Raw genomic sequence first — 24,315 nt, 5'->3', positions numbered from 1 at the left:
ATGGGCGGGCTTGCCCGCACAGAGGGGCAGCGCCCCTTACCCCAGTTCCGCCAGCGCGCGGCCCAGATCGCCGTAGCCGGTGAAGCGGCGCTCATACTCCAGCCCCAGCCGCGTGGCACATTCACGCGCTTTCGCATCCAGCGCGGCATCATCAGTCTGGGCCTGATAGATCAGTTTCGTGTAATTGCCGAACATCATCTGGATCAATTCAGGGTGGCGGTCAAAGCCCATGGGTTTCCAGACAAAGGCATCGAACTGGCGCACCAGAAAATCGGTCAGATAGAAGGCGGTCATCTCATCTTCTGCCTTGGCGGCAAAGGCCTCGACCCCTTCGAAGAAGGCATAGCAATGCGGGCCTTCCACCATCTCGACGCCCAATTTTGCGCAGCGCGCCTGCAACAACCCGCCGGTGCCGCAATCGGCATAGACCACGAAAATCCTGTCATACTCCGCGCGATGCTCCAGCACGGCTTTTTCAACGGCATCGGGTATCCGGTCGGGCCAAAGGTGCAGATTGGCGGGCAGGCATAGCAGGTCCATATGCGTCCAGCCATTCGCCGCCTTCAATGCCAAGATTTCCCGCGCCAAGGCCCCGCAGGCCAAAAGCAGGATCGAGCCGCGCCCAGTGGGGGCCAGCCCGTCCACTGTCAATGTCCGGTCATCGGGCAGCATGGGCTTTCTCTCGGGTTTTGGCGGCGTTCCACAGGGCGTCCATCTCTTCCAGATTGCTATCCGCAGGGGTGCGCCCATCCGTGGCCAACGCGGCCTCTATAGTGCGAAAGCGGCGGGTGAATTTGGCATTGGCCGCGCGCAGGGCTTCTTCGGGGTCGACACCCAGATGCCGCGCAAGATTGGCCATCACGAAGAGAAGATCGCCCATTTCCTCGGTGACCTCGGCATGGGACAGGGTGTCTTTCGCCTCGACCAGTTCTTGTGCTTCCTCATGGATTTTGTCGATCACTTGCGTGGTTTGCGGCCAGTCGAACCCCACGCGCGCCGCGCGTTTTTGCAGCTTTACCGCGCGCATCAGCGCAGGCAGGCCAAGGGCCACATCATCCAGCACGCCGCCCTGATCACGCTCTGCGCGCTCGGCGGCTTTCAGCTTTTCCCAATCGGCCACTTGCTGTGCTGCACTTTTGTCACGGCTCTCATCACCAAAGACATGCGGGTGGCGCGCCAGCATCTTGTCAGAAATGCTGCGCGCGATGTCGGAAAAGGTGAAATGCCCTGCTTCTTCGGCAATCTGGGCATGGTAGACGACCTGCAACAGCAAATCGCCCAATTCACCTTGCAGTGCGGGCCAGTCCTGCCGCGCGATTGCATCGGCCACTTCATAGGCTTCTTCAATCGTATAGGGCGCGATAGAGGCGAAATCCTGCTCAATATCCCACGGGCAACCACTGTCTGGGTCGCGCAGCGCGGCCATGATGGCGCGCAGGCGGGTGACGCTGCCATCGGGGGCAAAAATCAGGGGGTCATGGGGCATGCTCAGGCTCCGCGATTTGGTCTGTCCTTGTCTTGCAGTCAGGCGCGCGCCTGTCCAGCCCAAAGCCCGCGCGCGGTCATCGCGCCCACCAGCGCCAGCGCCAGCAATGTGGCCCCTGCAACCGCAACCGCATCTGGCATATTGGCGATGATCACCGCAATGAAGGCCCAGATCACCGCCGCGCTGTATTCGGGCGCGTCAGGGCGCCGCCAGCCGACAGCCAGCGCCACAAGCGTGGCCCCAGCCACAGCAATAATCGCTGCCCCCTCGCCCGAGGCCAGCCCGTAGCCGCCAAGCGCCACGCCCAGCGAGACATGCGCCGCCGCTGTCAGCCACCCGGCATAGAGGGCAACCGGCACGCGCAGCAGCCAGCGATCCTGCGCGGGCGTGCGCAGCAGCGCCCAGATGGCGCAACCCAGCATCCAGAAAATCAGCACTGTCGCGGCCACTGGGGCAAACCCCGCCACCCACAGCCACAGCGCCCCCGGCCCAAGGCTAAGTGTCAGCGGCAGATGCACAGGCTGCCACGCGGCATCTGTGCGCCGCAGCGTGACGCCCACCACCGCCAGCACCGCCAACCACGCATAGATCAGCCCCCAGATGGCAAAGGCATAGCCCGCAGGCTGAACCGGCGGGTCCAGTTGCGGGACAGGAAAGCGGTTGGGGTCAAAACCTGTGAACGGGTCCGCCAGAAAGGGCGAGACGAGAAAGGCCGCAGTGGCGATAAGCGTCAGAATGGGAAGGGTGTGTTTCATACAGGGTAAATAGCCCTGGGCGTGCATGGTTCCAAGGGGGACAGATAGAAAGACGCCGCCCCGAACGGGGCGGCGCATTCTTGTGTCAGGCGAAAGCCGCTTAGCGGTTCTCGATCTCGCTATATTCACGGCGCGGTGCGCCTGTGTAGCGCTGGCGCGGACGGCCAATTTTCTGCTCTGGGTCCGAGATCATCTCTTTCCACTGCGAAATCCAGCCCACGGTACGCGACATGGCAAAAATCGGCGTGAACATCGAGGTGGGGAAGCCCATCGCTTCCAGGATGATGCCCGAATAGAAATCGACATTCGGATACAGCTTTTTGGAGACGAAATATTCATCTTCCAGCGCGATCCGTTCCAGTTCTTTGGCGATTTTGAGGGTTTCGTTGTCTTCAATCCCCAGCAGACCCAGCACTTCATCGGCGGATTGCTTCATCACTTTGGCGCGCGGGTCGAAGTTTTTATAGACGCGGTGGCCAAAGCCCATCAGCTTGAAAGGATCGTCTTTGTCTTTGGCGCGGGCAATGAATTCCGGAATACGGTCTACCGTGCCGATTTCGCCAAGCATTTCCAGACAGGCCTGATTTGCGCCGCCATGGGCAGGCCCCCAGAGGCAGGCAATACCAGCGGCCACGCAGGCAAACGGATTCGCGCCGGAAGACCCAGCAAGCCGCACAGTCGAGGTGGAAGCGTTTTGTTCATGATCCGCATGCAACATCATGATCCGGTCCATCGCGCGGCTCAGGATCGGATCGACGACATATTCCTCGGCCGGAACGGCGAAGCACATGTGCAGGAAGTTGCCGGAATAATCGAGGCTGTTCTTCGGGTAAACAAAGGGTTGGCCCACGGAATACTTATACGCCATCGCCGCGATGGTTGGCATTTTCGCAATCATGCGAATGGCGGCCACTTCGCGCTGCCAAGCGTCGTTCACATCGGTTGAATCGTGGTAGAAGGCCGACATCGCGCCCACAACACCTGTCATGATCGCCATCGGGTGGCTGTCACGGCGGAAACCACGGAAGAAGTTGTGCATCTGCTCGTGGATCATGGTGTGCCGTGTCACGCGGCTTTCAAAATCTTCCAGATCGGCAGCAGAGGGCAGTTCGCCGTATAGCAGCAGATAGCAGCATTCCAGAAAATGCGATTTTTCGGCCAATTCCTCAATCGCGTAGCCGCGATACAGCAATTCACCCACATCGCCATCGATATAGGTGATGGTGGACGAACATGATGCGGTCGAGGTGAAGCCGGGATCATAGGTGAAAACATCGCCCTGCGCATACAGCTTGCGGATATCCACCACATCCGGGCCGACCGAGGGTTTCATGATCGGTAGATCAATAACCTTGTCGCCTATGGTCAGCTTTGCCGTCTCGCTTCCGTTCGCCATTCCTCATCCTTTCCCAAAAGCCAGAGGGGGGGAAACCCCGCAGGCGGTCTAGAGCTGAACCAAGCGGCAGCGTGCCGTGTCGGTTCAACTTACTGCATCTTGTAGCCGGCCCAGCGTTTCGTCGCGGTCCAAAATCATCATCATGTCAAAAACGCTGGGGCTGCTGGTGCGCCCGGCGAGAGAGGCACGAAGAGGTTGCGCCAGCTTGCCAAGACCCAGACCATGTGCCTGCGCGACTTCGGTGACGACCCCTTCCAAAATTTCTCTGCTCCACGTAGCAGTTTGCAGGCGCGGCGTCAATTCCTTCAGTATACTACGGGATACATCATCAAGTGCCGCCGCGGCCTTTTCATCTGGTGCAATAGGGCGTTGCGCCAATATAAAGTGGGCTTTTTCAATAATTTGAGAAAAACCCTTCGCTTTTTCTTTCACCACCGGCATGGCCCGCAACAGCCCGTCGCGCTGCGTCTGTGTCAGGGCAGGCGCATCGGTGGCCGCAAGATAGGCTTCCAATTCATGCAGCAGTGCAGCATCGTCTGCGACGCTGGTATGTTGCGCTGTCAGATGGTCGAGTTTCTTGAAATCCAGCCGCGCGGGGGCCTTGCCGATTCCGCTGATGTCGAACCAGTCGCGCGCCTGTGCATCGGTGAAAAACTCGTCATTTCCATGGCTCCAGCCCAGCCGCGCCAGATAGTTGCGCATGGCCGCTGCCGGATAGCCCATGCGCTGGTATTCCTCGACCCCCAGCGCGCCGTGGCGTTTGGACAGTTTCTTGCCATCGGGGCCGTGAATTAGCGGAATATGCGCCCAGACCGGCACATCCCAGCCCATGGCATGGTAAACCAGCATTTGCCGCGCGGCGTTGTTCAGATGGTCGTCGCCGCGAATAACATGGGTGACGCCCATATCATGGTCATCGACCACCACGGCCAGCATATAGGTCGGTGTCCCGTCCGAGCGCAGCACGATCATATCGTCCAGCTGGTCATTGCGGATGCGCACATCGCCCTGCACTTCGTCCCTGATCAGCGTCTCGCCCGTCTGCGGGGCTTTCACGCGAATCGCAAAGGGCGCGTCGGGGTGGGTTACGGGCGCTGCATCGCGCCACGGCGAATGGAACAGGGTCGAGCGTCCCTCAGCGCGGGCCGATTCGCGGAACGCCTCGATCTCGTCTTGGGTGCTGAAGCATTTATAGGCGTGGCCAGAGGCCAGCATCTGATGCGCCACTTCGGCATGGCGGTCGGCGCGGTCAAATTGGCTGATGGGGTCGCCATCCCAATCCAGCCCCAGCCATTTCAGCCCAGTCAGAATGGCCTCTGTCGCCTCTGGGGTAGAGCGCGCGCGGTCGGTATCTTCGATACGCAGCAGGAACTTGCCGCCGCGCCCGCGCGCATACAGCCAGTTGAACAGCGCCGTGCGTGCCCCGCCGATATGCAGGAAACCAGTGGGCGAGGGGGCAAAGCGGGTAACGACAGCGGAGGACATGAGATTAACCTTTTGGAAACCAGTTTCACGGCAGGGTCTGGCTTTGGGTTCTAGGCAAGGATGGGGGGGGAAACAAGGGTGCGCGTGCTGACCTTTTTCCGGCCGCGCCCTGCGCATATGCCTTTGGCACTGGCGCAAGCCATCGCAGGTCAGCGCGGGCGGCTGTTTTTGTTCGTGCCGGTGCTGCTGGCAATCGGCATCGGGGTTTATTTTGCCTTGCCGCGCGAACCCGTGGCGCTGGAATGGGCAGGAGTGGCGGCGGCAGCGGGCGCGCTGGTCTGGCTTTCGCGCCGCGTGGCCGAGGAGGTGGCGCCGCTGGTGCTGGTTGGCGCATTCATTACGGCAGGCTGTCTGGTAGCGGGCGCGCGCGCAGCACTGGTGGCGGCACCTGTGCTGCAATACCGCTATTTCGGCGCGATTGAAGGGCGGATTGTCAAGATCGACCGCTCTGCCAATGATGCACTGCGGCTGACGCTGGATCAGGTTGTGCTGGAAGGGGTCGCGCGTGCCCGCACCCCTGACCGCGTGCGCGTGTCGCTGCACGGCCAGCAGGGTTTCATTGTGCCAGAACCGGGCTTGCGGGTCATGACAACCGGCCATCTTGGCCCCCCGCCCGGCCCGTCTGAACCCGGCGGTTTTGATTTCCGTCGCCTTGCATGGTTCGAAGGCTTGGGCGCGGTAGGATATACCCGCGTGCCGGTGCTGGCGCTGGCCGCTGCTGACAGCGGCGCTGTGGGGCTGCGGGTGCACCGGCTGCGCATGAGGATTTCGGGCGCGGTGCAGGCACATCTGCAAGGGGATGCGGGCGGGTTTGCCGCCGCCATTCTAACCGGCGACCGCTCTGGCATCGCGGCCGCGCGGATGGAGGAATTGCGCCGCTCGAACCTTGCGCATCTGCTGGCGATTTCGGGCCTGCATATGGGGTTGCTGACAGGGTTTGTCTTTGGCCTGTTGCGGCTGGTCATGGCAATGGTGCCGCCCTTTGCGCTGCGCGCGCCCACGCGCAAGATAGCCGCCCTTGGCGCGCTTGGGGCAGGGGCGTTTTATCTGGTGCTGTCGGGCGGCAATGTGGCCACGGAGCGCGCCTTTATCATGGTCGGGGTCATGCTGGTGGCCGTGCTGTTGGACCGGCGGGCAATTTCGCTGCGCTCGGTGGCAATGGCCGCCACGCTGATCCTGATCTTGCGGCCCGAAGCGCTGGTGCAGGCAGGCTTTCAGATGAGTTTTGCCGCCACGGTCGCGCTGGTTGCGGTGTTTCAATGGCTGACACAGGAACGCGGCTGGCGCGCGCGCATTCCGCGCCGCGTCTGGCCTGTGGTTAGTGTGGTGATCTGTTCGCTTGTCGCGGGGATTGCGACGGCACCGATTGCGGCGGCCAGTTTCAACCGCATTGCCGAATACGGGCTGATCGCCAATCTGCTGGCTGTGCCGTTGATGGGGCTGGTGGTGATGCCTGCGGCGGTGCTGGCGGCCCTGCTGGCCCCATTCGGGCTGGAATGGGTGGGGTTGCGGCTGATGGGGCCTGCGATTGACTGGATTTTGCTGGTTTCAGCCTTTGTCAGCGGGTTGGAGGGGGCTGTGATGCCCATTGTGGAACCTGCCCCGCTTGTGATTGTGACTATGGCGCTTGGGGCTGTGTGGCTGGTGGTCTGGCAGGGGGCGGCGCGCTGGGCGGGGGTGCCTGTTATCGTGCTTGCGCTGCTGGTCTGGGCCGAAACCCGGCGCCCGACCCTGCTGATCGCGCGAGAGGGCGAGGTGGTGGGGCTGATGGGCAATGGCGGGCGTGTTCTCAGCCGCGCGCGGGCGGGCAGTTTTACTGCAGAAAGCTGGCTTCAATCAGATGGTGACAGCGCCACGCAGGCCGAAGCCTTTGCGCGCAGCGGGTATGACCCGCGCGACACAGTGGTGCAGTTGCGGGGGGGCGGCTTTGATGTGGTGCATCTGGCAGGGCAGGCCGCCTTGGCGCGGCTAAACGATGTCTGCCTGTCAGGCCGGATCGTGGTTGTCACACAAGAGCCGGAGGCGCGGCAGGGACCGTGCCAGATTATCAGCCCGCGCGATTTGCGCCAAAGCGGGGCTTTGGCACTGTCCTACCGGCGGGGGGCCGTGGTGACCAACAGCGTTGCGCAATCCAGCGGGCAGCGGCACTGGACGGGCCGGTAGTGTTTCCGGCGCCGGTCGCTATCAGGGGCGAAAGACTGGAACGCGTGACGAAGCTGCCATTGGCTTGATCAGCTGTAGCTTTTGATAACTGAAATGCAGTTTGCCTTGGTATTTGTAAACTCAAAGACATGGCAGAAGCGCCGAGTATGCCCGTTCGCCAACCTCACTTCTCCGTTCGCGGCACCGACCTTACCGTGCGAAATGGCGTGCAGAACTGTAATGGAGGTGGGTTTGGGTCGAGACCCAAGATGCTCAAGAAGAGCATTCTTTCCCGACAATAGCTGAGTTGCAGGTTGCTCCCAAGTTACATCCTCGCTGAATGCCTCCGGCATAGCTTCACCACATTCCATGGCGACAGAGACATCCTGAACGAACTGGTTCTTTGGGGAATTCCCACAATCCTTACTACCTTGAATTTGCGTCAACCTCACCTCCCCGTTTTGCTCGATCTTAGCATAGGACCGACATTCTGGCGGTCAATAAGCTCTCAACGCCCTTCTCGTTTATCTTTCGTCAACGGGTGAACACCCCGCTTGCGCCCCAAGGGCAAGGCACAAAAAAACCCGGCCAGATTGGCCGGGGTGTCGCGCCGCGCGGGGCATCGGGTTCAGGCATTCGCCTCGCGGATTTTTTCTGCGGCGTCCTTGTCATAGGTGACGCCCTTGGCTTCAAACAGCTGGTCCAACTCTCCCGAAAGGGTCATTTCGGTGATGATGTCGCAGCCGCCTACAAATTCGCCCTTGACGTAAAGCTGCGGAATGGTGGGCCAGTCGGAATAGTCCTTGATGCCCTGACGAACGCTGTCATCTGCCAGGACGTTCACATCGGTATATTCCACACCCATGAAGTTCAGCACGCCTGCAACGCGGCTGGAAAAGCCACATTGCGGCATGGTTTTCGTGCCTTTCATATACAGCACGACATCATTGGCTTCGACAGTTTGCTTGATCTGGTCTTCGGCGCTCATGGCTTGTCCTTTCGGGCGTATGTTCAGTCTTATTCCGGGGCTTTGGTGGTCAGGGCAAGGGCGTGCAATTCGCCGTGATTGCCATCCATCTTGCCCTTGAGGGTGGCATAGACCGCGCGTTGTTGCTGCACACGGTTCAGGCCACGGAAGCTTTCATCAATGACTTCGGCGGCGTAATGGTTCCCGTCGCCTGCAAGGTCGGTGATGGTGATCTTTGCGTTGGGAAACCCCTCTTTCAACAGGGTTTCAAGGTCTTCGACAGTTATGGCCATCTTGCGGTTCCTATTCTAGCTGCCTCGAACGTAATCCTGCCGTATGCGCAGATCAAGCGTCACCGATGGCTTGTGCGAATGCCGCGCGATAGCGCGCGGACAATTCGGCCAAAGGCGCGCTGTCAGGCCCGAGTTGCACCTGATCGCCGCCAAAGCGCCCTGCGGTGGACAGGGTGACACCGGCTTGTCCGGCGGCGACCATCAGCGCCTCGGCCTGATCGAAGCTGCATGCAATCAGATAGCGCGCCTGATCTTCGCCAAACAACTCTGCAATCTTGTCTGCCTCCAGCGTTACGCCAAGCCCCGCTGCTTCGGCCATCTCGAACGCGGCCAGTGCAAGCCCGCCATCAGACAGGTCGGTTGCCGCCTTGACCAGAATGCGGTTCTCGCGCAGGAATTCGCCATTGCGCCGTTCCATGTCCAGATCGACTGCGGGCGCATCGCCTGCCTCGATGCCGAACGCCTCGGCCAGCAGGGCAGATTGGCCCAGATGGCCGTTGCAGGTGCCGATCACCAGCACCAGATCACCGTCTTCTGGCAGGCCGCTGATCATCTGGTCCACCGACTCGATCAGGCCCACGGCCCCGATTGTGGGGGTGGGCAGAATGGGTTGGCCATCGGTTTCATTATACAGGCTGACATTGCCCGACACGATGGGCATATCCAGCGCCGCACAGGCCGCCCCGATGCCCTTGATCGCACCGACCAGCTGGCCCATGATTTCAGGCTTTTCGGGGTTTCCGAAATTCAGGTTGTCGGTGCTGGCAAGAGGGCGCGCACCCACGGCGCACAGGTTGCGATACGCTTCGGCCACCGCCTGTTTGCCGCCCTCATAGGGGTTGGCGCGCACATAGCGGGGCGTCACGTCAGAGGTAAACGCCAGTGCCTTGTTCGTGCCATGCACACGCACCACACCCGCCCCAAGGCCCGGAGTGCGGATCGTGTCGGCCATGACTTGGGTGTCATACTGTTCCCAGACCCATGCCTTATGCGCGTAGGACGGCGCGCCGATCAGGGCGCGCAGCGCGTCAATCGGGCCAATCTCGGGCACATCGCCCAATGCGGCGGCGGGCAGGGTTTCCACCCAGGGGCGGTCGTATTCCGGCGCGGTCGAGGACAGTTTCGACAAGGGCAGATCGGCTTTCACGTCATTGCCTTGCAGAATCAGGAAACGATCTTCGGCGATTGTTTCGCCGACAATCGCAAAATCCAGATCCCATTTCTGGAAAATTGCGCGGGCTTCCCCCTCCATCGAGGGTTTCAGCACCATCAGCATGCGTTCCTGACTTTCCGAGAGCATCATCTCATAGGCGGTCATGGCCTGTTCGCGCTGCGGCACCTGATCGAGTTGCAGCTTGATCCCCAAACCGCCCTTGTCGCCCATCTCGACCGCAGAACAGGTCAGTCCAGCGGCACCCATATCCTGAATCGAGATCACGGCCCCCGAGGCCATCAGTTCAAGACAGGCTTCCAGCAGGCGCTTTTCGGTGAACGGGTCGCCCACCTGCACTGTGGGGCGCTTTTCTTCAATCGTGTCGTCAAATTCGGCGCTGGCCATTGTGGCCCCGCCCACACCATCGCGGCCTGTCTTGGCACCCAGATAAACCACGGGCATGCCCACGCCACTGGCGGCAGAGTAGAAAATCTTGTCTGCATCCGCCAGCCCCGCCGCAAAGGCGTTGACCAGACAATTGCCGTTATAGGCTTTGTGAAAGCGCACTTCGCCGCCCACAGTCGGCACGCCGAAAGCGTTGCCATAGCCGCCGATCCCTTCCACCACACCGCGCACCAGATGCTTGGTTTTCGGGTGGGTTGGCGCGCCAAAGCTTAGCGCGTTCATTGCAGCGATGGGGCGCGCGCCCATGGTAAAGACATCGCGCAGAATGCCGCCCACACCCGTTGCCGCGCCCTGATAGGGTTCGATATAGCTGGGGTGGTTGTGGCTTTCCATTTTGAAAATCACGGCCTGACCATCGCCAATATCGACCACGCCCGCATTCTCGCCGGGGCCGCAAATGACTTGCGGGCCGGTGGTGGGCAATGTGCGCAGCCATTTTTTCGAGGATTTATAGGAACAATGCTCGTTCCACATGGCAGAGAAGATGCCAAGCTCGGTGAAATTGGGCGCACGGCCCAGTATTTCAAGGATACGGGCATATTCATCAGGCGAAAGGCCATGGGCCTTGATCAGGTCGGGGGTGATGTCAGGTTCTGTCATTTTTCAATCCGCTGGTCTGCGCGTGTCATAATGAAACTGACGCAGTGGTGAAAGGCTTTAATTGTTTTTCCGATCCAGATGCCTTGTCCTGCCTGACGGGGACAGTGCAGGAAATTCTGGCGCGTTGTTTCACGCGCACTGCGGACAACTGCTGCTCTCCGCGGCGCAGTGCGCGCGCAAACTGGTGAAAGGCGCGCAGGCGGATAGCTGTGGGCGGGCGGGCATGTGCTGCATAAATATGGGGCGCTGAACCATTTGGGCGATGCACAAACTGCTGGATTCCGGGGCGCAAGCCCTGCATTTTGCACATTTTCCGCCCAATCTTGCGAGACTGAAAAAAAAGGCCGAGCAAATGCTCGGCCAAAGTCCAACAGGGAGGTAAGACACACGACAGAGTCGCTGGTGCCTTGTGATCTGATTAAATTACTGCTCATCCATTACGCAAGTTAAATTATCTTGCGCTTGCAACATTGCCGGTATGCGTTGCAATCATGCCTCATGGTTGCGCAACCGAAAAAATGCCGCCGCATAGCGGTTACAACTGCCTTGCGCGCCTGTAGGCCACGATCTCTTCCACCACGAAATCCCGAAACGCGCCGATCCGGCGCGAGTGGCGCAATTCTTCGGGGTAGGCAAGATACACCGGAATGTCACCGCTTGCCACATCGGGCAGGACATGGACCAGTTCGGGGAAATCTTCGGAAACGTAATCGGGCAACAGGCCGATTCCCAAATGGTTCAGCACGGCCTGCAACACCCCGAAATAGTTGTTCACCGTGAAGCTGGACCGCAGCGGGCGGGCATTCAACTCTCGTATAAGCTGCGCACCCACACTGACCTGTGTGGACGTGATATTTTGCGAGATCAGCCTGAAATCGGCCAGATCATCCAGTTTGGTCGGTGTGCCATTGGCGCGCAGGTATTCTGCTGTTGCATAAAGGCGCATGTTTACTGTCATCAGGCGTTTGCGGATCAGATCGGCCTGACTGGGTTCTTTCATGCGGATTGCCACATCCGCTTCGCGCATGGGCAGGTCCAGCACGCGTTCTTCCAGCATCAGGTCAATTTTCAGATCGGGGTATTGCGCATAAAGTGACGGCAGGCGCGGGGCCAGAAACAAGGTGCCGAAGCCTGTCGTTGTTGTGACGCGCAATTCGCCAAAAACCTCATCTTCCGCATCGCGGATGCGCGCGGCGGCAGACTCCAGCGTGCGCGTCATGGTCTTTGTCGCCTCAAACAGCAATTCGCCCTGTTCGGTCAGAATCAGGCCGCGGGCGTGGCGGTGGAACAGAATCGAATCAAGCCCCTCTTCCAGCGCTCGAATTTGTCGGCTGACCGCAGATTGAGAGAGTTTCAACACATCGCCAGCATGGGTCAGACTGCCTGCATCGGCAACCGCGTGAAAGATTCTAAGCTTGTCCCAGTCCATGACGAAACATCCAAAAACGCGTTGCCGCAAACATATACGATTCGTTCTACGTTTTTTTGACCGATCACAAAAGCGCTTTGGTTCAAATTTCTGCTTTGTAGGTCAGAAATATTGACCTATGCTTGTTACATACGCAACAACCTGTGGGAGGTGCAGATGGTGCGGCAGGATATTTCGCTACAGGATCGTTTCGATATTACGAAATCAACGGTCTTGATGAATGGCACGCAGGCGCTTGTGCGTCTGATGCTGCAACAGGCCGCACGCGACCGCGCGGCGGGGCTGAATACGGCGGGCTATGTGACCGGCTATCGCGGATCGCCGCTGGGCGCGGTAGATCAGCAGATGAACCGCGCCAAGGGCTTGCTGGAGGCGGCGCATATCCGTTTTCAGGAAGGGTTGAACGAAGACCTGGCCGCCACCGCGCTTTGGGGCAGCCAGCAGGCCGAGTTACGCGGCGAGGGGCGTTTTGATGGCGTCTTTGGCCTGTGGTATGGCAAAGGGCCGGGGGTGGACCGCTCTGGCGATGTGTTCCGCCATGCCAATATGGCAGGCACGTCGCCATATGGCGGTGTTCTGGCGGCTATGGGCGATGACCATACCGGCGAATCTTCGACCACGCTGCACCAGTCCGATTGGGCGATGGTGGACGCTTATATGCCGGTGCTGTCCCCCGCAGGTGTGCAGGAATTGCTGGATTTCGGCCATTACGGCTATGCGCTGTCGCGTTTTGCGGGCGTCTGGGTGGGCCTGAAGACCATGAAAGACACGGTCGAGGCGACAGCCGTGGTCGATGGCAACCCCCACCGCATGCAATTCGTCACCCCTGACATGCCCCTGCCCGAAGGCGGGCTGAACATCCGGCTGATAGATACCCCCGTGGCGCAAGAAGCGCGCATGATCGACCACAAGCGCTTCGCCGCCGAGGCATTCAGCCGCGCCAATGGCATGGACAAACGTGTCTGGGGCAAACCCGGTGCGAAAATCGGCTTTGTGGCCGCTGGCAAGAACTGGCTGGACCTTGTCCATGCGCTCTCGCTTCTGGGAATAACCGAGGAAGAGGCCACGCGCCTTGGCATCACCACCTATAAAATCGGGCAAACCTTTCCGCTGGACATGGAAAGCTTCCATGACTGGGCCGAGGGGGTGGAGCTGATTGTCGTGGTCGAAGAAAAGCGCAAGCTGATCGAGGTGCAGGTCAAGGAAGCCATCTTTGACGACCGCCGGGGCCGCCGCGTTTATGGCTGGCACAAGGGCGACACATGGGAAAACGGGCGGCGGCTGGAACTGTTCCCCACCCGTTATGCGCTGGACCCGATCATGATTGCCGAGCGCTTGGGCGAAATCCTGATCGAAGAAGGGCGCGGCACTGACCGCATCAAGGCCGGTCTGGCCATGCTGGCCGAAGCACGGCGCGCAGATAACGCCAAGGATATAGCCGCGCGCCTGCCCTATTACTGCTCTGGCTGCCCGCATAACACCTCCACCAAAGTGCCAGAGGGGCACCGCGCCTATGCGGGCATCGGTTGCCACTACATGGTGCAATGGATGGACCGCAACACTGTGGGCTTCACGCAGATGGGCGGCGAAGGGGCCAACTGGATCGGCGAGGCGCCGTTTTCCACCCGTAACCATGTGTTCCAGAACTTGGGCGATGGCACTTATAACCATTCCGGTGTGCAGGCCATTCGCGCCGCCCTCGCGGCAGGCACCAACATCACCTACAAAATTTTGTATAATGATGCCGTCGCCATGACCGGCGGGCAAAAGAACGAGGGCGGCTTGTCGCCCGACCAGATCGCGCATGAACTGGCCGCAATGGGTGTGGCCAAGGTGGAGGTTGTCTTTGACGAAAAGGAAGAACCCAACCGCGCCGATTTCCCCAAATCCGTAGGCTGGCACAAGCGCGCCAATCTGGAACAGGTGCAAAAAGACTGCGCCACGCATCAGGGCGTATCGGCCATTGTCTATGTGCAGACCTGCGCCGCCGAAAAACGCCGCCGCCGCAAGCGCGGCGAATTCCCCGACCCTGACACCCGCGTTTTCATCAATACCGATATCTGCGAAGGCTGCGGCGATTGCGGGGTGCAGTCCAACTGCGTGTCCATCGTGCCGGTTGAAACCGAGTTGGGCCGCAAACGCGCGATTGACCAATCCTCGTGCAACAAGGATTATTCCTGCCTCAAGGGGTTTTGCCCCTCTTTCGTGACGCTGGAAGGGGCCAAGCCCAAACGCGCGGCCACCCAATCGGTCGCGTTGCCAAAACTCGCTACGCCTGCGCTGCCCGAAATTGACGGCACGCATAACATCGTCATCACCGGCGTGGGTGGCACAGGCGTTGTGACCATCGGCGCGATCCTGTCAATGGCCGCGCATCTGGATGGCAAGGGCGCGGCCATGATCGAGATGGCAGGGCTGGCGCAAAAGGGCGGTGCGGTCCATATCCATTGCCGCATCGCCAACCGCCCCGAAGATATCAGCGCCATTCGTGTGGCGGTGGGAGAGGCGCATTGCGTCATCGGCGGCGATCTGGTGGTGACCGCAGGCGCAAAAACCTTGGGCCTGATGCGCACGGGCCAGACAGGCGCGGCGGTCAACAGCCACGAAATCATCACAGGCGAATTCACCCGCAACACCGAATTCCGCATTCCCGGTGCAGACCTGCAAATCGCGCTGCAGGCGCGGTTGGGGGAAAACCTGCATCTGTTCGATTATTCGGAACTGGCCAAGCGGTTGCTGGGCGACAGCATCTTTTCCAACATGATCGCATTGGGGGCGGCATGGCAAATGGGGCTGGTGCCTGTGTCGGAAGACGCGATCCTGCGCGCCATCACCCTGAACAAAGCCGCGGTCGAGGGCAACACCCGCGCCTTCGCACTGGGGCGCTGGGCGGTCGTCCACCCCAAAGCGGCGGCCAAAATGCTGCAAGATACGGTCATCTCCAAGCCCAAGTCGCTGGACGAACAGATCGCCTTTCGAGAAGCGCATCTGACCGCCTACCAGTCCAGACGGCTGGCCAAACGCTACCGCAAACTGGTCGATCAGGCCCCCGATGCCCGCCTGCGCGAAGCGATTGCCAAGGGCTATCACAAACTCCTCGCCTATAAGGACGAATACGAGGTCGCGCGCCTGCATCTGGACACGCTCGATCGGGCCCGCGCCGAATTTGATGGCGATTTCACGCCCCGTTTCCACCTTGCCCCGCCCCTGATTTCGCGGACGGGTCCGGATGGCCGCCCCGCCAAGCGCGCCTTCGGCCCTGCCATGCTGCGCGGCTTCAAGCTCTTGGCGCGCCTCAAGCCGCTGCGCGGCACGCCTTTGGACCTGTTCGGCTATAGCCATGAACGGCGTCTGGAACGGCGCATGATCCGCGATTATGAACGCCTCATGGCCGAGCTGCTGCAAGGCGTGACCCCTGACACCCATGCGATTGCGGTGGAACTGGCCGAACTGCCCTTGCAAATCCGTGGCTTCGGGCCGGTCAAGCAGCGCAACTATGACGCCGCGCAGAACCGCCGCGCGGAACTGCTGGCGGCCTTCCATAGCCCGCCCGCCCGCATGGCCGCCGAATAAGCGCAAACAGGCTGGATTTTCGCCCCCCGCCGCCTTATGCAAGGCCAAAGAACTTAGGCTGGGGCAGGCGCAATGGCAGTTGGCGTATTCGATTCGGGGCTGGGGGGCCTGACGGTTCTGGGCGCGCTTGCTGCGCGCCTGCCAGATGTGCCCTTCGTCTATCTGGGCGACAATGCTCACACGCCCTACGGCGTGCGCGATGCCGAAGACATTTATACCCTGACCACCGCAGGGGTTGAACGGCTCTGGGCTGAAGGGTGCGATCTGGTGATCCTTGCCTGCAACACCGCCTCTGCCGCGGCCCTCAAGCGGATGCAGGAAACCTGGATACCATCTGACAAGCGCGTTCTGGGCGTCTTCGTCCCCCTGATCGAGGCGCTGACCGAACGCCAATGGGGCGACAATTCTCCCCCCCGCGAAGTGGCCGTCAAGCATGTGGCGCTGTTTGCCACGCCCGCCACTGTCTCTTCCCGCGCGTTCCAGCGCGAACTGGCCTTCCGCGCCATTGGCGTCGATGTCGAAGCGCAACCCTGTGGCGGCGTGGTCGATGCGATCGAGCAGGGCGATATGCAACTGGCCGAAGCGCTGGTCCATTCCCATGTCGAGGCGCTTTTACGCCGCATGCCCCGCCCGCAAGCGGCTGTTCTGGGCTGTACGCATTACCCGCTGGTGGAACACGCCTTCCGCGAAGCGCTTGGGCCATCTGTCGATGTCTATTCCCAGCCCGATCTGGTTGCCGCCAGTCTTGACGACTACCTCAAGCGCCGCCCCGAGATGTTGGGCGCTGGCCAGAACAGTCTGTTCCTGACAAGTGGCGATCCGGTCAATGTCTCGCGCAAGGCCACGCAATTCCTGCGACGACAGATCGCCTTTCAGGCCGCCTGACCCCATTTTCTTGCCCTAAATACTCCCCGCGCGGAGCGCATGCGACACCAGCCACCCCGCGCAACGACTGCCATAGGATGCCCCCATATGACCAAGAAAATCGCAATCCTCGGTGCCTCTGGCTATACGGGCGCCGAACTTGTCCGGCTGATCTCCACCCATCCCGATATGCAGATCACTGCCCTGACGGGCGAGCGTAAGGCAGGCCAGCCCATGGCGCAGGTCTTCCCTTTCCTGCGCCATCTGGATTTGCCGGACCTGTGCCGGATCGAGGATGTCGATTTCGCAACCATTGATCTGGCCTTTTGCGCGCTGCCGCATGCGACCTCTCAGGCTGTGATCAAGGATTTGCCGCGCGATCTGAAAATCGTCGATCTCTCTGCCGATTTCCGCCTGCGCGACCCTGCCGATTATGAAAAATGGTATGGCAAGCCCCATGCCGCCCCCGAATTGCAGCGCGAGGCTGTGTATGGTCTGACCGAATTCTACCGTGACGAGATACGCGCCGCCCGTCTGGTGGCGGGCACAGGCTGCAATGCGGCAACCGGCCAGTATATCCTGCGTCCGCTGATTGAGGCGGGCGTGATCGATTTGGACCGCATCATTCTGGACCTCAAATGCGGGGTCAGCGGGGCAGGGCGCGCGCTGAAGGAAAACCTGCTGCATGCGGAATTGTCCGAGGGCACGCAAGCCTATGCCGTGGGCGGCACGCATCGCCACTTGGGCGAGTTTGATCAGGAATTCACCCGCGCGGCGGGGCGGCCTGTGCAGATACAATTCACCCCCCATCTGCTGCCGATGAACCGCGGGATTCTGGCCACAGCATGGCTGGATGGTGATGCCGCGCGCATTCACGAAGTTTTGCAGGCCCGGTATTGCGCTGAATCAATGATTTGCGTGCTACCTTTTGGCACAACACCCTCGACACATGATGTGCGCGGCTCCAATTTCGTGCATATTGGCGTTGCAGGGGATCGCGTGCCCGGACGGGCGCTGGTGGTAGCTGCGTTGGATAACCTGTGCAAAGGGTCCAGCGGGCAGGCCATCCAGAACGCGAATCTGATGCTGGGATTGGAAGAAGTGGCAGGTCTGATGGGCGCGCCGCTCTTTCCGTGAAACGAGGATGTGATGAAAAGCCTAAAGAAAACACGCCGAATTCAGGTTATCTCGGTTGCGGCTGTGGCGCTGGTGCTGTCCACCTTGCTGATCGGGTATGCGATGCGCGACGGGATCAACTTTTTCCGCTCGCCCTCTCAGGTGGTAGCCGAGCCGCCCGCCCCGACCGAGGTGTTTCGCATCGGCGGGTTGGTCGTGCCCGGGTCCATCGTGCGCGGCCAGTCCGACACAGTCCGGTTTCATGTGACGGATGGCCCCGCCTCGGTCGAAGTGCATTATCGCGGCATTCTGCCAGACCTGTTTTCCGAGAATGAGGGCATGGTCGGCACGGGGCGGCTGATTGACGGCGTGTTTCAGGCCAGCGAAATTCTGGCCAAGCATGACGAGACATATATGCCCCGCGAAGTGATGGAAGCCCTGCGCGAACAGGGCGAATGGCGCGGCCCAGACCCCCAAAGCCTGCCAGAGCCGCAAAGTTAAGCACCATGTGTCCGATGCTGTAATCTGACATTCCTGCCCCCTTGGGGGATGTGCATGCCATGTAATTTCGGCAGACAAGCGGGCGCAGGCTTTCAGTATGTCGGGGGGCTGGAAGAGGGCTTTTCAGACATTGGAGCGATGAGACTAGCCGCGCAGAGTCGGGCCGTGGTGCGGCGATCCTCGCGCCCTGCTACAGCACTTTATGCTGGGAAAATCCGCGTATGATCATGGCTTTGCGCGTAGCCAAGCCAAATCGCCGTGCCGGGGTACGGCCCGGCGATGCGCGGCGGCGCTACGCGCCTTGACTCCGCGCCAACTGCTGACAAGTCCCACATAGCTTACCCTTGGCGCACTGCGGTGCAAGACGTTCTCAGCGCCCTTCAAACACAGCGGGGCGCTTTTCCAGAAAGGCCAGCACCCCTTCCTGAAAATCGCGGGTCTTGCCTGCTTGGGCTTGCAAATTAGCCTCTAGCGCCAGTTGCGCGTCCAGCGTGTTGGCAAGGCTGGTACGTAGCGCCTTTCTGATGTTGCGATAGGCCACTGTCGGCCCGTCGGCCAAAGTGCGGGCGCGTGCCATCCATGCGTTCTCGAAATCATCATCTGCGGCCACTTCCCAGATCATGCCCCAATCGGCGGCCTGTTGCGCGCTGATCTTTTCGGCAAACAGCATTGCCCCCATCGCGCGGGCAAAGCCGATCTGGCGGGGCAGAAACCATGTGCCGCCCGCATCGGGAATCAGCCCGATCCGGCTGAAAGCCTGAATGAAGCTGGCCGATTGCGCCGCGATCACCACATCAGCGGCCAGCGCCAGATTGGCCCCTGCACCAGCGGCAGACCCGTTGACGGCTGCGATCACAGGCACCGGCGCGTCATAGATGGCGCGCAGCATCGGCTCGTATTCTTCGCGCAGGGTCCGTTCCAGATCGATTTGCGCGGCATTGCCGCCATCGCCCAGATCTTGGCCTGAACAAAACGCCCGCCCGCTGCCGGTCAGCACCAGCACGCGCGCACGCGCGCCTATATCTTTCAGTGCGTGGGTCAGTTCAGCACGCATCTGTTTGTTCAGCGCGTTCATAACCTCGGGGCGGTTCAGGGTGATAACCCCAACGCCGCCCTCAAGGCGGGCAAGCAGTGTCTCGTAATCCATGCGTGATCTCCGGCATTATGCTACATCATCATACTGTGCAGCGCTGCCGGGAAAACCCCGAACGGTGCGTCAGTCGTCAAGAAGTTCTTTCAGGCGCTTCTCTTCTTCCGCGCTCAGCCCCCCCTTGGAGGGTTCCGGCGCATTTTCGCGGCGGCGCAGATACAGCCCCGCTGACAGGATCGAGATAAGAAACAGAACCGGCGCGGCGACCCACAGAATAATATTCGCCCCGTCCGTGGTGGGCCGAAGCAGGACATATTCGCCATAGCGTTCGACGATAAAGGACATCACCTCGGTGTTGCTATCCCCCTCGACCAGCCTTTCGCGCACCAAAAGCCGCATGTCGCGTGCCAGTTCCGCGTTGGATTCGTCGATGGATTCGTTGCGGCACACCAGACAGCGCAACCCCGCCGAGATGTCGCGCGCCCGCGATTCCAGCACCGGATCATCCAGTATCTCATCGGGTTGGACAGCCCAAGACGGGCTGGCCAGCGCCAGCGCAAGCGCAGCAAGGAACAGGCGAAACATTCTCATTCCGCCGGCACCGCATCCGGGCGGGTGCGTTCCGCGCCTGCTGCTATCCGGTAGCGCCGGTCAGACAAGCTGAAAATGCCGCCCATTGCCATCAGGAAACACCCGAACCACAGCCAGTTGGCAAAGGGTTTGATATAGGTGCGCACAGCCCAGCCCCCGTTATCCTGCGGGTCACCAAGGGTGATATACAGGTCGCGGTGGATTTTGTAGTCGATGGCCGCTTCCGTCGTGGGCATGCCCGCAATTGGGTAGAAGCGTTTTTCCGGCTGCAAGGTTGTGATCAAGCGGCCATCGCGGTGCGCCTCCAGCGTGCCCATGGTCGAGACATAATTCGGCCCTTGCACACGATCGACCGAGGTCAGCGTCAGCGTATAGCCGCCTTTCTCGAAACTCTCGCCAATCTGGACCACGCGAATATCCTCGGATTCCCACCCGACGAGTGCTGCCACTGCAAAGACAGAGACACCAAGGCCTGTATGCGCGGTGAACTTGCCCCAATCGGCGCGGGGCAGGCGGCCCAGCCGCTTGACCCTGTTGCCAATCGCGCCGCGCCCGGTTCTGGCCCAGACATCGGCCATTGACCCCAGCACAACCCACAGCCCCAGCGCCAGACCAACCGGCACCAGTGGCGAATTGCCGGTCTGCAAGGCCCATGTCAGCGCCCCCATCGCCACAGAAAACGCGGCCAAGCCCCAAAGCGGGCGCATGGTGCGTGACAGGTTGCCGCGCTTCCACGGCAGCATGGCGCCAATCGGCAGCACCATCGCCAGCGCCACCATGAACGGGGTGAACGCCATGTTGAAAAACGGCGGGCCGACCGACAGAACCCTGTCAAACAGCATTTCCGCCACCAAGGGCCACATCGTGCCAATGAAGATCACGAAGGACGACACGGCCAGCAGCACATTATTCACCACCAGTGCCGACTCGCGGCTGACGGTCGCAAAGACGCCCTTCGCCTCCAGCACAGGGGCGCGGATGGCAAACAAGGTCAGCGCGCCCCCCATGAAGCCTGCAAGGATCATCAGGATGAACACGCCGCGTTCAGGGTCCATCGCAAAGGCATGCACCGAGGTCAGCAGGCCAGAGCGCACGATGAACGTGCCCATCAGCGAAAACCCGAACCCAAGGATCGCCAGTAGGATTGTCCAGCTTTTCAGCGTTTCGCGCTTTTCCACCACAATGGCCGAATGCAGCAAGGCGGCAGCGAACAACCATGGCATCAGGCTGGCATTCTCGACAGGGTCCCAGAACCAGAACCCGCCCCAGCCAAGTTCGTAATACGCCCACCACGACCCTGTTGCGATACCGATGGTCAGAAAGACCCATGCCGCCAGCGTCCAGGGCCGCACCCAGCGCCCCCATGCCGCATCCACGCGCCCTTCAATCAGGGCAGCCACGGCAAAGCTGAACGCCATCGACAGGCCCACATAGCCCAGATACAGAAATGGCGGGTGGAATGCCAGGCCGGGGTCTTGCAGCAGCGGGTTCAGGTCGGTTCCGTCAAAGGGCGGAAAGGCCAGCCGCGTGAACGGGTTAGAGGTGAAGATGGTAAACGCCATGAATGCCGCTGTGATGCCCGATTGCACCGCCAGCACCCGCGCTTGCAGGGATGCGGGCAAATTGCCCCCGAACCACGCAGCCGAGGCCCCGAACAGCGCCAGAATCAGCACCCATAGCAGCAATGACCCTTCATGATTCCCCCATACGCCGGAAATCTTGTAGATGAAGGGCTTGAGCGTGTGGGAATTGTCCACCACCAGCTTGACCGAGAAATCCGACACAAGGAAGGAGTAGGTCAGCGCAGCATAGCTGAACGCCACCAGCAGAAACTGGACCGTGGCCATCGGGTTGGCCACGACCATCCAGTCGCGCCACCCTTTATGGGCGCCGACCAGCGGAATTACGGTTTGCGCCAGTGCCACAGCAAAGGCCAGAATCAGGGCGAAGTGTCCAAGCTCTATAATCATGTCTTTGCTTCTAGCCCAAAGCGCGCGGGTGGCAAATACCCTTGATACATCGCGGGCGCGGCCTTCGGTCACAGATAAGTCAGTTTTGTCTTGTTCTTTGGTCGCACGCCCTGCGATGCGGGGTTGACGGTCTTGCACGGGCAGGCCAGCTTCACCCCAGTCAGGCAAACGGGGGGTGGATATGGCGCAGGAGTGCTCAAGCATTGAAAACGTGCAGGCGGTGCTGTCCGCGCAATCTTATGTCGCAGATCGCGCGCTCTCGACGGTGGTGTTCCTTGCCCTCGCCCTCAAACGCCCGATCTTCCTTGAGGGCGAGCCGGGCACCGGCAAGACCGAGATCGCCAAGGCCATCGCCGCAGGGCTGGGGCGGCAACTGATCCGGCTGCAATGCTATGAGGGGCTGGACACCTCCGCCGCTGTCTATGAATGGAATTTCGCCGCCCAGATGATCGCCATTCGCGCGGCAGAGGCATCGGGCGACAAGGGGGATCTGCGCCACTCCCTGTTCGGCCCCGAATTCCTGATCGAGCGGCCGCTTTTGCAAGCCATGCGCCCCCAACAGGGCGGCGCGCCGGTGCTGCTGATCGACGAGATCGACCGCACTGATGAACCTTTTGAGGCGTTCCTGCTCGAAGCATTATCCGATTATCAGGTCACTATCCCCGAACTCGGGCCTGTGAAGGCCGCAGAGCCGCCGATTGTCATTCTGACATCAAACCGCACGCGCGAAGTGCATGACGCGCTCAAGCGCCGTTGCCTGTATCATTGGGTCGATTACCCCAGCTTCGCGCGCGAGTTGGAAATCCTGACCGCCCGCGCCCCCGAAGCATCCGCCACGCTGTCGCGCGAAGTGGTGGCTTTCGTGCAGCGCCTGCGTCAGGAAGACCTGTTCAAGAAACCGGGCGTGGCCGAAACCATCGATTGGGCGAAATGCCTTCTGGCGCTGGATGTGCTGGAACTCTCGCCCGAGGTAATCTCCGACACTCTGGGCGCAATCCTGAAATATCAGGACGATATCGCCCGCCTTCAGGGGATGGAGGCCAAGAAAATTCTGGACGACGCGCGCCAATCCCTTGAACCCGTATGAATTTCATCCTTGTTCAAATATCCTGGGGTGAATTGGCGCAGCCAAGAGGGGCAACGCCCCTCAACGGGGTTTGACACATGGCGCGCTATACGGAATTGGCGATCCCCGACACCGGCAAGCTGGTCGATAACATCACCCATTTCGCGCGCGCCTTGCGCCGTGCGGGTCTGCCCATCGGGCCGGGGCGCGTGCAAGCGGCTATCGAGGCTGTGGCGGCGGCAGGGTTTGACCGCAAGCCCGATTTCTACTGGGTGCTGCATGCGGTGTTCGTAAACCGCCCGGAAGAGCGGCAGGTCTTCAACCAGATTTTCCGCCTCTACTGGCGCGACCCGCGCTATCTGGAACATATGATGTCGCTGATGCTGCCCGCCATCCGCAATGTCTCCGAGGAAAAAGCCGCCGAGGCCGCTGCCAAACGCGCCGCCGAAGCGCTGCTGGACGGGGCTGAAGCCCCCGATCTGCCACAGCCCCGCGACGACCCCGATAATACCGAAATCCAGATCGACGCCTCGCAAACCGCCTCCAGCGATGAACGCCTGCGCAGCCTCGATTTCGAGCAGATGTCCACGCAAGAGGCCGCGCAGGCCCGCCGCATGCTGGCGCGGCTGTCGCTGCCGGTCAAACCCCTTGCCACCCGCCGCCTGAAGCCCGATCTGCGCGGCCGCCAGCCCGATTGGCGGCGCACGCTGCGCGCCTCGCTGCGGCAGGGGGGCGAGATTGCAAAGTTGCATCACCGCCGCCCTGCCACCCGCTGGCCCGCGCTGGTGGTGTTGTGCGACATCTCCGGCTCGATGTCGCAATATTCGCGCATGGTGCTGCATTTCGTCCATGCGGTTGCCAACCGGCAAGGGCAGGGCTGGGCCAAGGTTCATGCCTTCACCTTTGGCACAAGGCTGACCAATATCACCCGCCACCTGCGCACCCGCGATGTCGATGCAGCACTGAATGCCGCCGGACGCGAAGCGCAGGACTGGCAGGGCGGCACGCGCATCGGCGGGTGCCTACGCACCTTCAATGTGGACTGGTCGCGCCGTGTGTTGGGGCAGGGGGCTGTGGTGCTGCTGATCTCGGACGGGCTGGACCGCGACGACCCCGCCCTTCTTGCGCGCGAAATGGAACGGCTGCACCTGTCCTCCAAGCGCCTGATCTGGCTGAACCCGCTGCTGCGCTGGGACAGTTTCGCGCCGCGTGCGCGCGGTGTGCGCGCCATGCTGCCCCATGTCGATGCGTTTCGCGCCGCCCATTCGATTGCCTCTATCGAGGCATTGGCCGAAGCGATTTCCGACCCAAACGACCGCGGCGAGAAAGCGCGCCTGATGGCCATGCTGAATGATTGATCTTGGCATCAGATT

The 24,315-nt window shown here is 61.0% G+C and carries 20 protein-coding genes; 7 read left to right on the top strand and 13 right to left on the bottom strand.

The window, feature by feature from the left end; translation table 11 throughout:
• Positions 1–36: 36 nt before the first annotated feature.
• The 5 genes from BG455_RS02865 to gltX form a co-directional block, all read right to left on the bottom strand.
• Positions 37–672: a DUF1638 domain-containing protein gene (locus BG455_RS02865; protein WP_071468452.1), complete on the bottom strand. Its 636-nt coding sequence runs from the start codon at positions 670–672 to the stop codon at positions 37–39.
• Positions 659–1,486 carry a nucleoside triphosphate pyrophosphohydrolase gene (mazG, locus tag BG455_RS02860; protein ID WP_071468451.1) on the bottom strand — a complete coding sequence of 276 codons (828 nt, stop codon included), beginning with the start codon at positions 1,484–1,486 and terminating at the stop codon, positions 659–661. The genes BG455_RS02865 and mazG overlap by 14 nt, the downstream gene beginning before the upstream one ends.
• A gap of 38 nt (positions 1,487–1,524) precedes the next feature.
• Entirely contained in the window at positions 1,525–2,241 is a 717-nt protein-coding gene (locus BG455_RS02855; protein WP_071468488.1) for a hypothetical protein, read from the bottom strand.
• A 100-nt stretch (positions 2,242–2,341) separates the two neighbouring features.
• Positions 2,342–3,637 carry a citrate synthase gene (locus BG455_RS02850; protein ID WP_071468450.1) on the bottom strand — a complete coding sequence of 432 codons (1,296 nt, stop codon included), beginning with the start codon at positions 3,635–3,637 and terminating at the stop codon, positions 2,342–2,344.
• A gap of 84 nt (positions 3,638–3,721) precedes the next feature.
• Complete coding sequence (gltX, locus tag BG455_RS02845) at positions 3,722–5,122, bottom strand: glutamate--tRNA ligase (RefSeq protein ID WP_071468449.1); 1,401 nt, start codon at positions 5,120–5,122, stop codon at positions 3,722–3,724.
• Between the two features lie 84 nt (positions 5,123–5,206).
• Here gltX and BG455_RS02840 point away from each other — a divergent pair, with 84 nt between their 5' ends.
• The gene (locus BG455_RS02840) at positions 5,207–7,285 is read left to right on the top strand and encodes a ComEC/Rec2 family competence protein (protein ID WP_245735451.1); all 2,079 of its coding nucleotides are present in this window, start codon (positions 5,207–5,209) and stop codon (positions 7,283–7,285) included.
• A gap of 68 nt (positions 7,286–7,353) precedes the next feature.
• On the opposite strand, the gene BG455_RS17500 is transcribed toward BG455_RS02840, so the two are convergent.
• The 5 genes from BG455_RS17500 to BG455_RS02810 all read right to left on the bottom strand — a co-directional run bounded on the left by BG455_RS17500 (position 7,354) and on the right by BG455_RS02810 (position 12,171).
• On the bottom strand, positions 7,354–7,617 hold the full coding sequence (locus BG455_RS17500; protein WP_245735453.1) for a nuclear transport factor 2 family protein: 264 nt from the start codon (positions 7,615–7,617) through the stop codon (positions 7,354–7,356).
• A 275-nt stretch (positions 7,618–7,892) separates the two neighbouring features.
• Positions 7,893–8,252: a Grx4 family monothiol glutaredoxin gene (gene grxD, locus BG455_RS02830; RefSeq protein ID WP_071468448.1), complete on the bottom strand. Its 360-nt coding sequence runs from the start codon at positions 8,250–8,252 to the stop codon at positions 7,893–7,895.
• 29 nt (positions 8,253–8,281) lie between these two features.
• Entirely contained in the window at positions 8,282–8,524 is a 243-nt protein-coding gene (locus BG455_RS02825; RefSeq protein WP_071468447.1) for a BolA/IbaG family iron-sulfur metabolism protein, read from the bottom strand.
• Between the two features lie 52 nt (positions 8,525–8,576).
• Positions 8,577–10,742, bottom strand: a complete 2,166-nt coding sequence (gene purL / locus BG455_RS02820; RefSeq protein WP_071468446.1) for a phosphoribosylformylglycinamidine synthase subunit PurL — start codon at positions 10,740–10,742, stop codon at positions 8,577–8,579.
• Positions 10,743–11,277: 535 nt separating this feature from the next.
• Positions 11,278–12,171, bottom strand: a complete 894-nt coding sequence (locus BG455_RS02810) for a LysR family transcriptional regulator (RefSeq protein WP_071468444.1) — start codon at positions 12,169–12,171, stop codon at positions 11,278–11,280.
• 156 nt (positions 12,172–12,327) lie between these two features.
• Here BG455_RS02810 and BG455_RS02805 point away from each other — a divergent pair, with 156 nt between their 5' ends.
• The 4 genes from BG455_RS02805 to ccmE all read left to right on the top strand — a co-directional run bounded on the left by BG455_RS02805 (position 12,328) and on the right by ccmE (position 18,225).
• Positions 12,328–15,744 carry an indolepyruvate ferredoxin oxidoreductase family protein gene (locus BG455_RS02805; protein WP_071468443.1) on the top strand — a complete coding sequence of 1,139 codons (3,417 nt, stop codon included), beginning with the start codon at positions 12,328–12,330 and terminating at the stop codon, positions 15,742–15,744.
• Positions 15,745–15,816: 72 nt separating this feature from the next.
• Complete coding sequence (locus BG455_RS02800; protein WP_071468442.1) at positions 15,817–16,629, top strand: glutamate racemase; 813 nt, start codon at positions 15,817–15,819, stop codon at positions 16,627–16,629.
• 87 nt (positions 16,630–16,716) lie between these two features.
• Positions 16,717–17,745: an N-acetyl-gamma-glutamyl-phosphate reductase gene (gene argC, locus BG455_RS02795; RefSeq protein ID WP_071468441.1), complete on the top strand. Its 1,029-nt coding sequence runs from the start codon at positions 16,717–16,719 to the stop codon at positions 17,743–17,745.
• A 12-nt stretch (positions 17,746–17,757) separates the two neighbouring features.
• Positions 17,758–18,225 (top strand): cytochrome c maturation protein CcmE, encoded by a 468-nt coding sequence (ccmE, locus tag BG455_RS02790; RefSeq protein WP_071468440.1) that lies wholly within the window; start codon positions 17,758–17,760, stop codon positions 18,223–18,225.
• A gap of 370 nt (positions 18,226–18,595) precedes the next feature.
• Here ccmE and BG455_RS02785 read toward each other — a convergent pair whose 3' ends face one another.
• The 3 genes from BG455_RS02785 to BG455_RS02775 form a co-directional block, all read right to left on the bottom strand.
• Positions 18,596–19,372: an enoyl-CoA hydratase-related protein gene (locus BG455_RS02785; protein ID WP_071468439.1), complete on the bottom strand. Its 777-nt coding sequence runs from the start codon at positions 19,370–19,372 to the stop codon at positions 18,596–18,598.
• A 69-nt stretch (positions 19,373–19,441) separates the two neighbouring features.
• Complete coding sequence (locus tag BG455_RS02780) at positions 19,442–19,906, bottom strand: cytochrome c-type biogenesis protein (protein ID WP_071468438.1); 465 nt, start codon at positions 19,904–19,906, stop codon at positions 19,442–19,444.
• Positions 19,903–21,876 carry a heme lyase CcmF/NrfE family subunit gene (locus BG455_RS02775; RefSeq protein ID WP_071468485.1) on the bottom strand — a complete coding sequence of 658 codons (1,974 nt, stop codon included), beginning with the start codon at positions 21,874–21,876 and terminating at the stop codon, positions 19,903–19,905. The genes BG455_RS02780 and BG455_RS02775 overlap by 4 nt, the downstream gene beginning before the upstream one ends.
• A gap of 181 nt (positions 21,877–22,057) precedes the next feature.
• Here BG455_RS02775 and BG455_RS02770 point away from each other — a divergent pair, with 181 nt between their 5' ends.
• The gene (locus BG455_RS02770; RefSeq protein ID WP_071468437.1) at positions 22,058–22,963 is read left to right on the top strand and encodes an AAA family ATPase; all 906 of its coding nucleotides are present in this window, start codon (positions 22,058–22,060) and stop codon (positions 22,961–22,963) included.
• A gap of 77 nt (positions 22,964–23,040) precedes the next feature.
• A complete protein-coding gene (locus BG455_RS02765) occupies positions 23,041–24,300 on the top strand; it encodes a vWA domain-containing protein (protein WP_071468436.1) in 1,260 nt (419 codons plus the stop codon).
• Positions 24,301–24,315 lie beyond the last annotated feature (15 nt).

The organism is Roseinatronobacter thiooxidans (assembly GCF_001870675.1).
GTDB lineage: Bacteria > Pseudomonadota > Alphaproteobacteria > Rhodobacterales > Rhodobacteraceae > Roseinatronobacter > Roseinatronobacter thiooxidans.
Note: the sequence above shows the minus strand (reverse complement) of the source record. Positions and strands in the feature narration are given on the sequence as shown.

What these genes read in the sequence shown, in the direction of transcription:
- BG455_RS02805 (WP_071468443.1), top strand. Translation starts at nt 12,328, where the DNA reads ATGGTGCGGCAGGATATTTCGCTACAGGATCGTTTCGATATTACGAAA.
- ccmE (WP_071468440.1), top strand. Translation starts at nt 17,758, where the DNA reads ATGAAAAGCCTAAAGAAAACACGCCGAATTCAGGTTATCTCGGTTGCG.
- argC (WP_071468441.1), top strand. Translation starts at nt 16,717, where the DNA reads ATGACCAAGAAAATCGCAATCCTCGGTGCCTCTGGCTATACGGGCGCC.
- BG455_RS02765 (WP_071468436.1), top strand. Translation starts at nt 23,041, where the DNA reads ATGGCGCGCTATACGGAATTGGCGATCCCCGACACCGGCAAGCTGGTC.
- mazG (WP_071468451.1), bottom strand. Translation starts at nt 1,486, where the DNA reads ATGCCCCATGACCCCCTGATTTTTGCCCCCGATGGCAGCGTCACCCGC.
- gltX (WP_071468449.1), bottom strand. Translation starts at nt 5,122, where the DNA reads ATGTCCTCCGCTGTCGTTACCCGCTTTGCCCCCTCGCCCACTGGTTTC.
- BG455_RS02780 (WP_071468438.1), bottom strand. Translation starts at nt 19,906, where the DNA reads ATGAGAATGTTTCGCCTGTTCCTTGCTGCGCTTGCGCTGGCGCTGGCC.
- BG455_RS17500 (WP_245735453.1), bottom strand. Translation starts at nt 7,617, where the DNA reads ATGCCGGAGGCATTCAGCGAGGATGTAACTTGGGAGCAACCTGCAACT.
- grxD (WP_071468448.1), bottom strand. Translation starts at nt 8,252, where the DNA reads ATGAGCGCCGAAGACCAGATCAAGCAAACTGTCGAAGCCAATGATGTC.
- BG455_RS02775 (WP_071468485.1), bottom strand. Translation starts at nt 21,876, where the DNA reads ATGATTATAGAGCTTGGACACTTCGCCCTGATTCTGGCCTTTGCTGTG.
- BG455_RS02825 (WP_071468447.1), bottom strand. Translation starts at nt 8,524, where the DNA reads ATGGCCATAACTGTCGAAGACCTTGAAACCCTGTTGAAAGAGGGGTTT.
- BG455_RS02855 (WP_071468488.1), bottom strand. Translation starts at nt 2,241, where the DNA reads ATGAAACACACCCTTCCCATTCTGACGCTTATCGCCACTGCGGCCTTT.
- BG455_RS02785 (WP_071468439.1), bottom strand. Translation starts at nt 19,372, where the DNA reads ATGGATTACGAGACACTGCTTGCCCGCCTTGAGGGCGGCGTTGGGGTT.
- BG455_RS02865 (WP_071468452.1), bottom strand. Translation starts at nt 672, where the DNA reads ATGCTGCCCGATGACCGGACATTGACAGTGGACGGGCTGGCCCCCACT.
- BG455_RS02770 (WP_071468437.1), top strand. Translation starts at nt 22,058, where the DNA reads ATGGCGCAGGAGTGCTCAAGCATTGAAAACGTGCAGGCGGTGCTGTCC.
- BG455_RS02800 (WP_071468442.1), top strand. Translation starts at nt 15,817, where the DNA reads ATGGCAGTTGGCGTATTCGATTCGGGGCTGGGGGGCCTGACGGTTCTG.
- purL (WP_071468446.1), bottom strand. Translation starts at nt 10,742, where the DNA reads ATGACAGAACCTGACATCACCCCCGACCTGATCAAGGCCCATGGCCTT.
- BG455_RS02850 (WP_071468450.1), bottom strand. Translation starts at nt 3,637, where the DNA reads ATGGCGAACGGAAGCGAGACGGCAAAGCTGACCATAGGCGACAAGGTT.
- BG455_RS02810 (WP_071468444.1), bottom strand. Translation starts at nt 12,171, where the DNA reads ATGGACTGGGACAAGCTTAGAATCTTTCACGCGGTTGCCGATGCAGGC.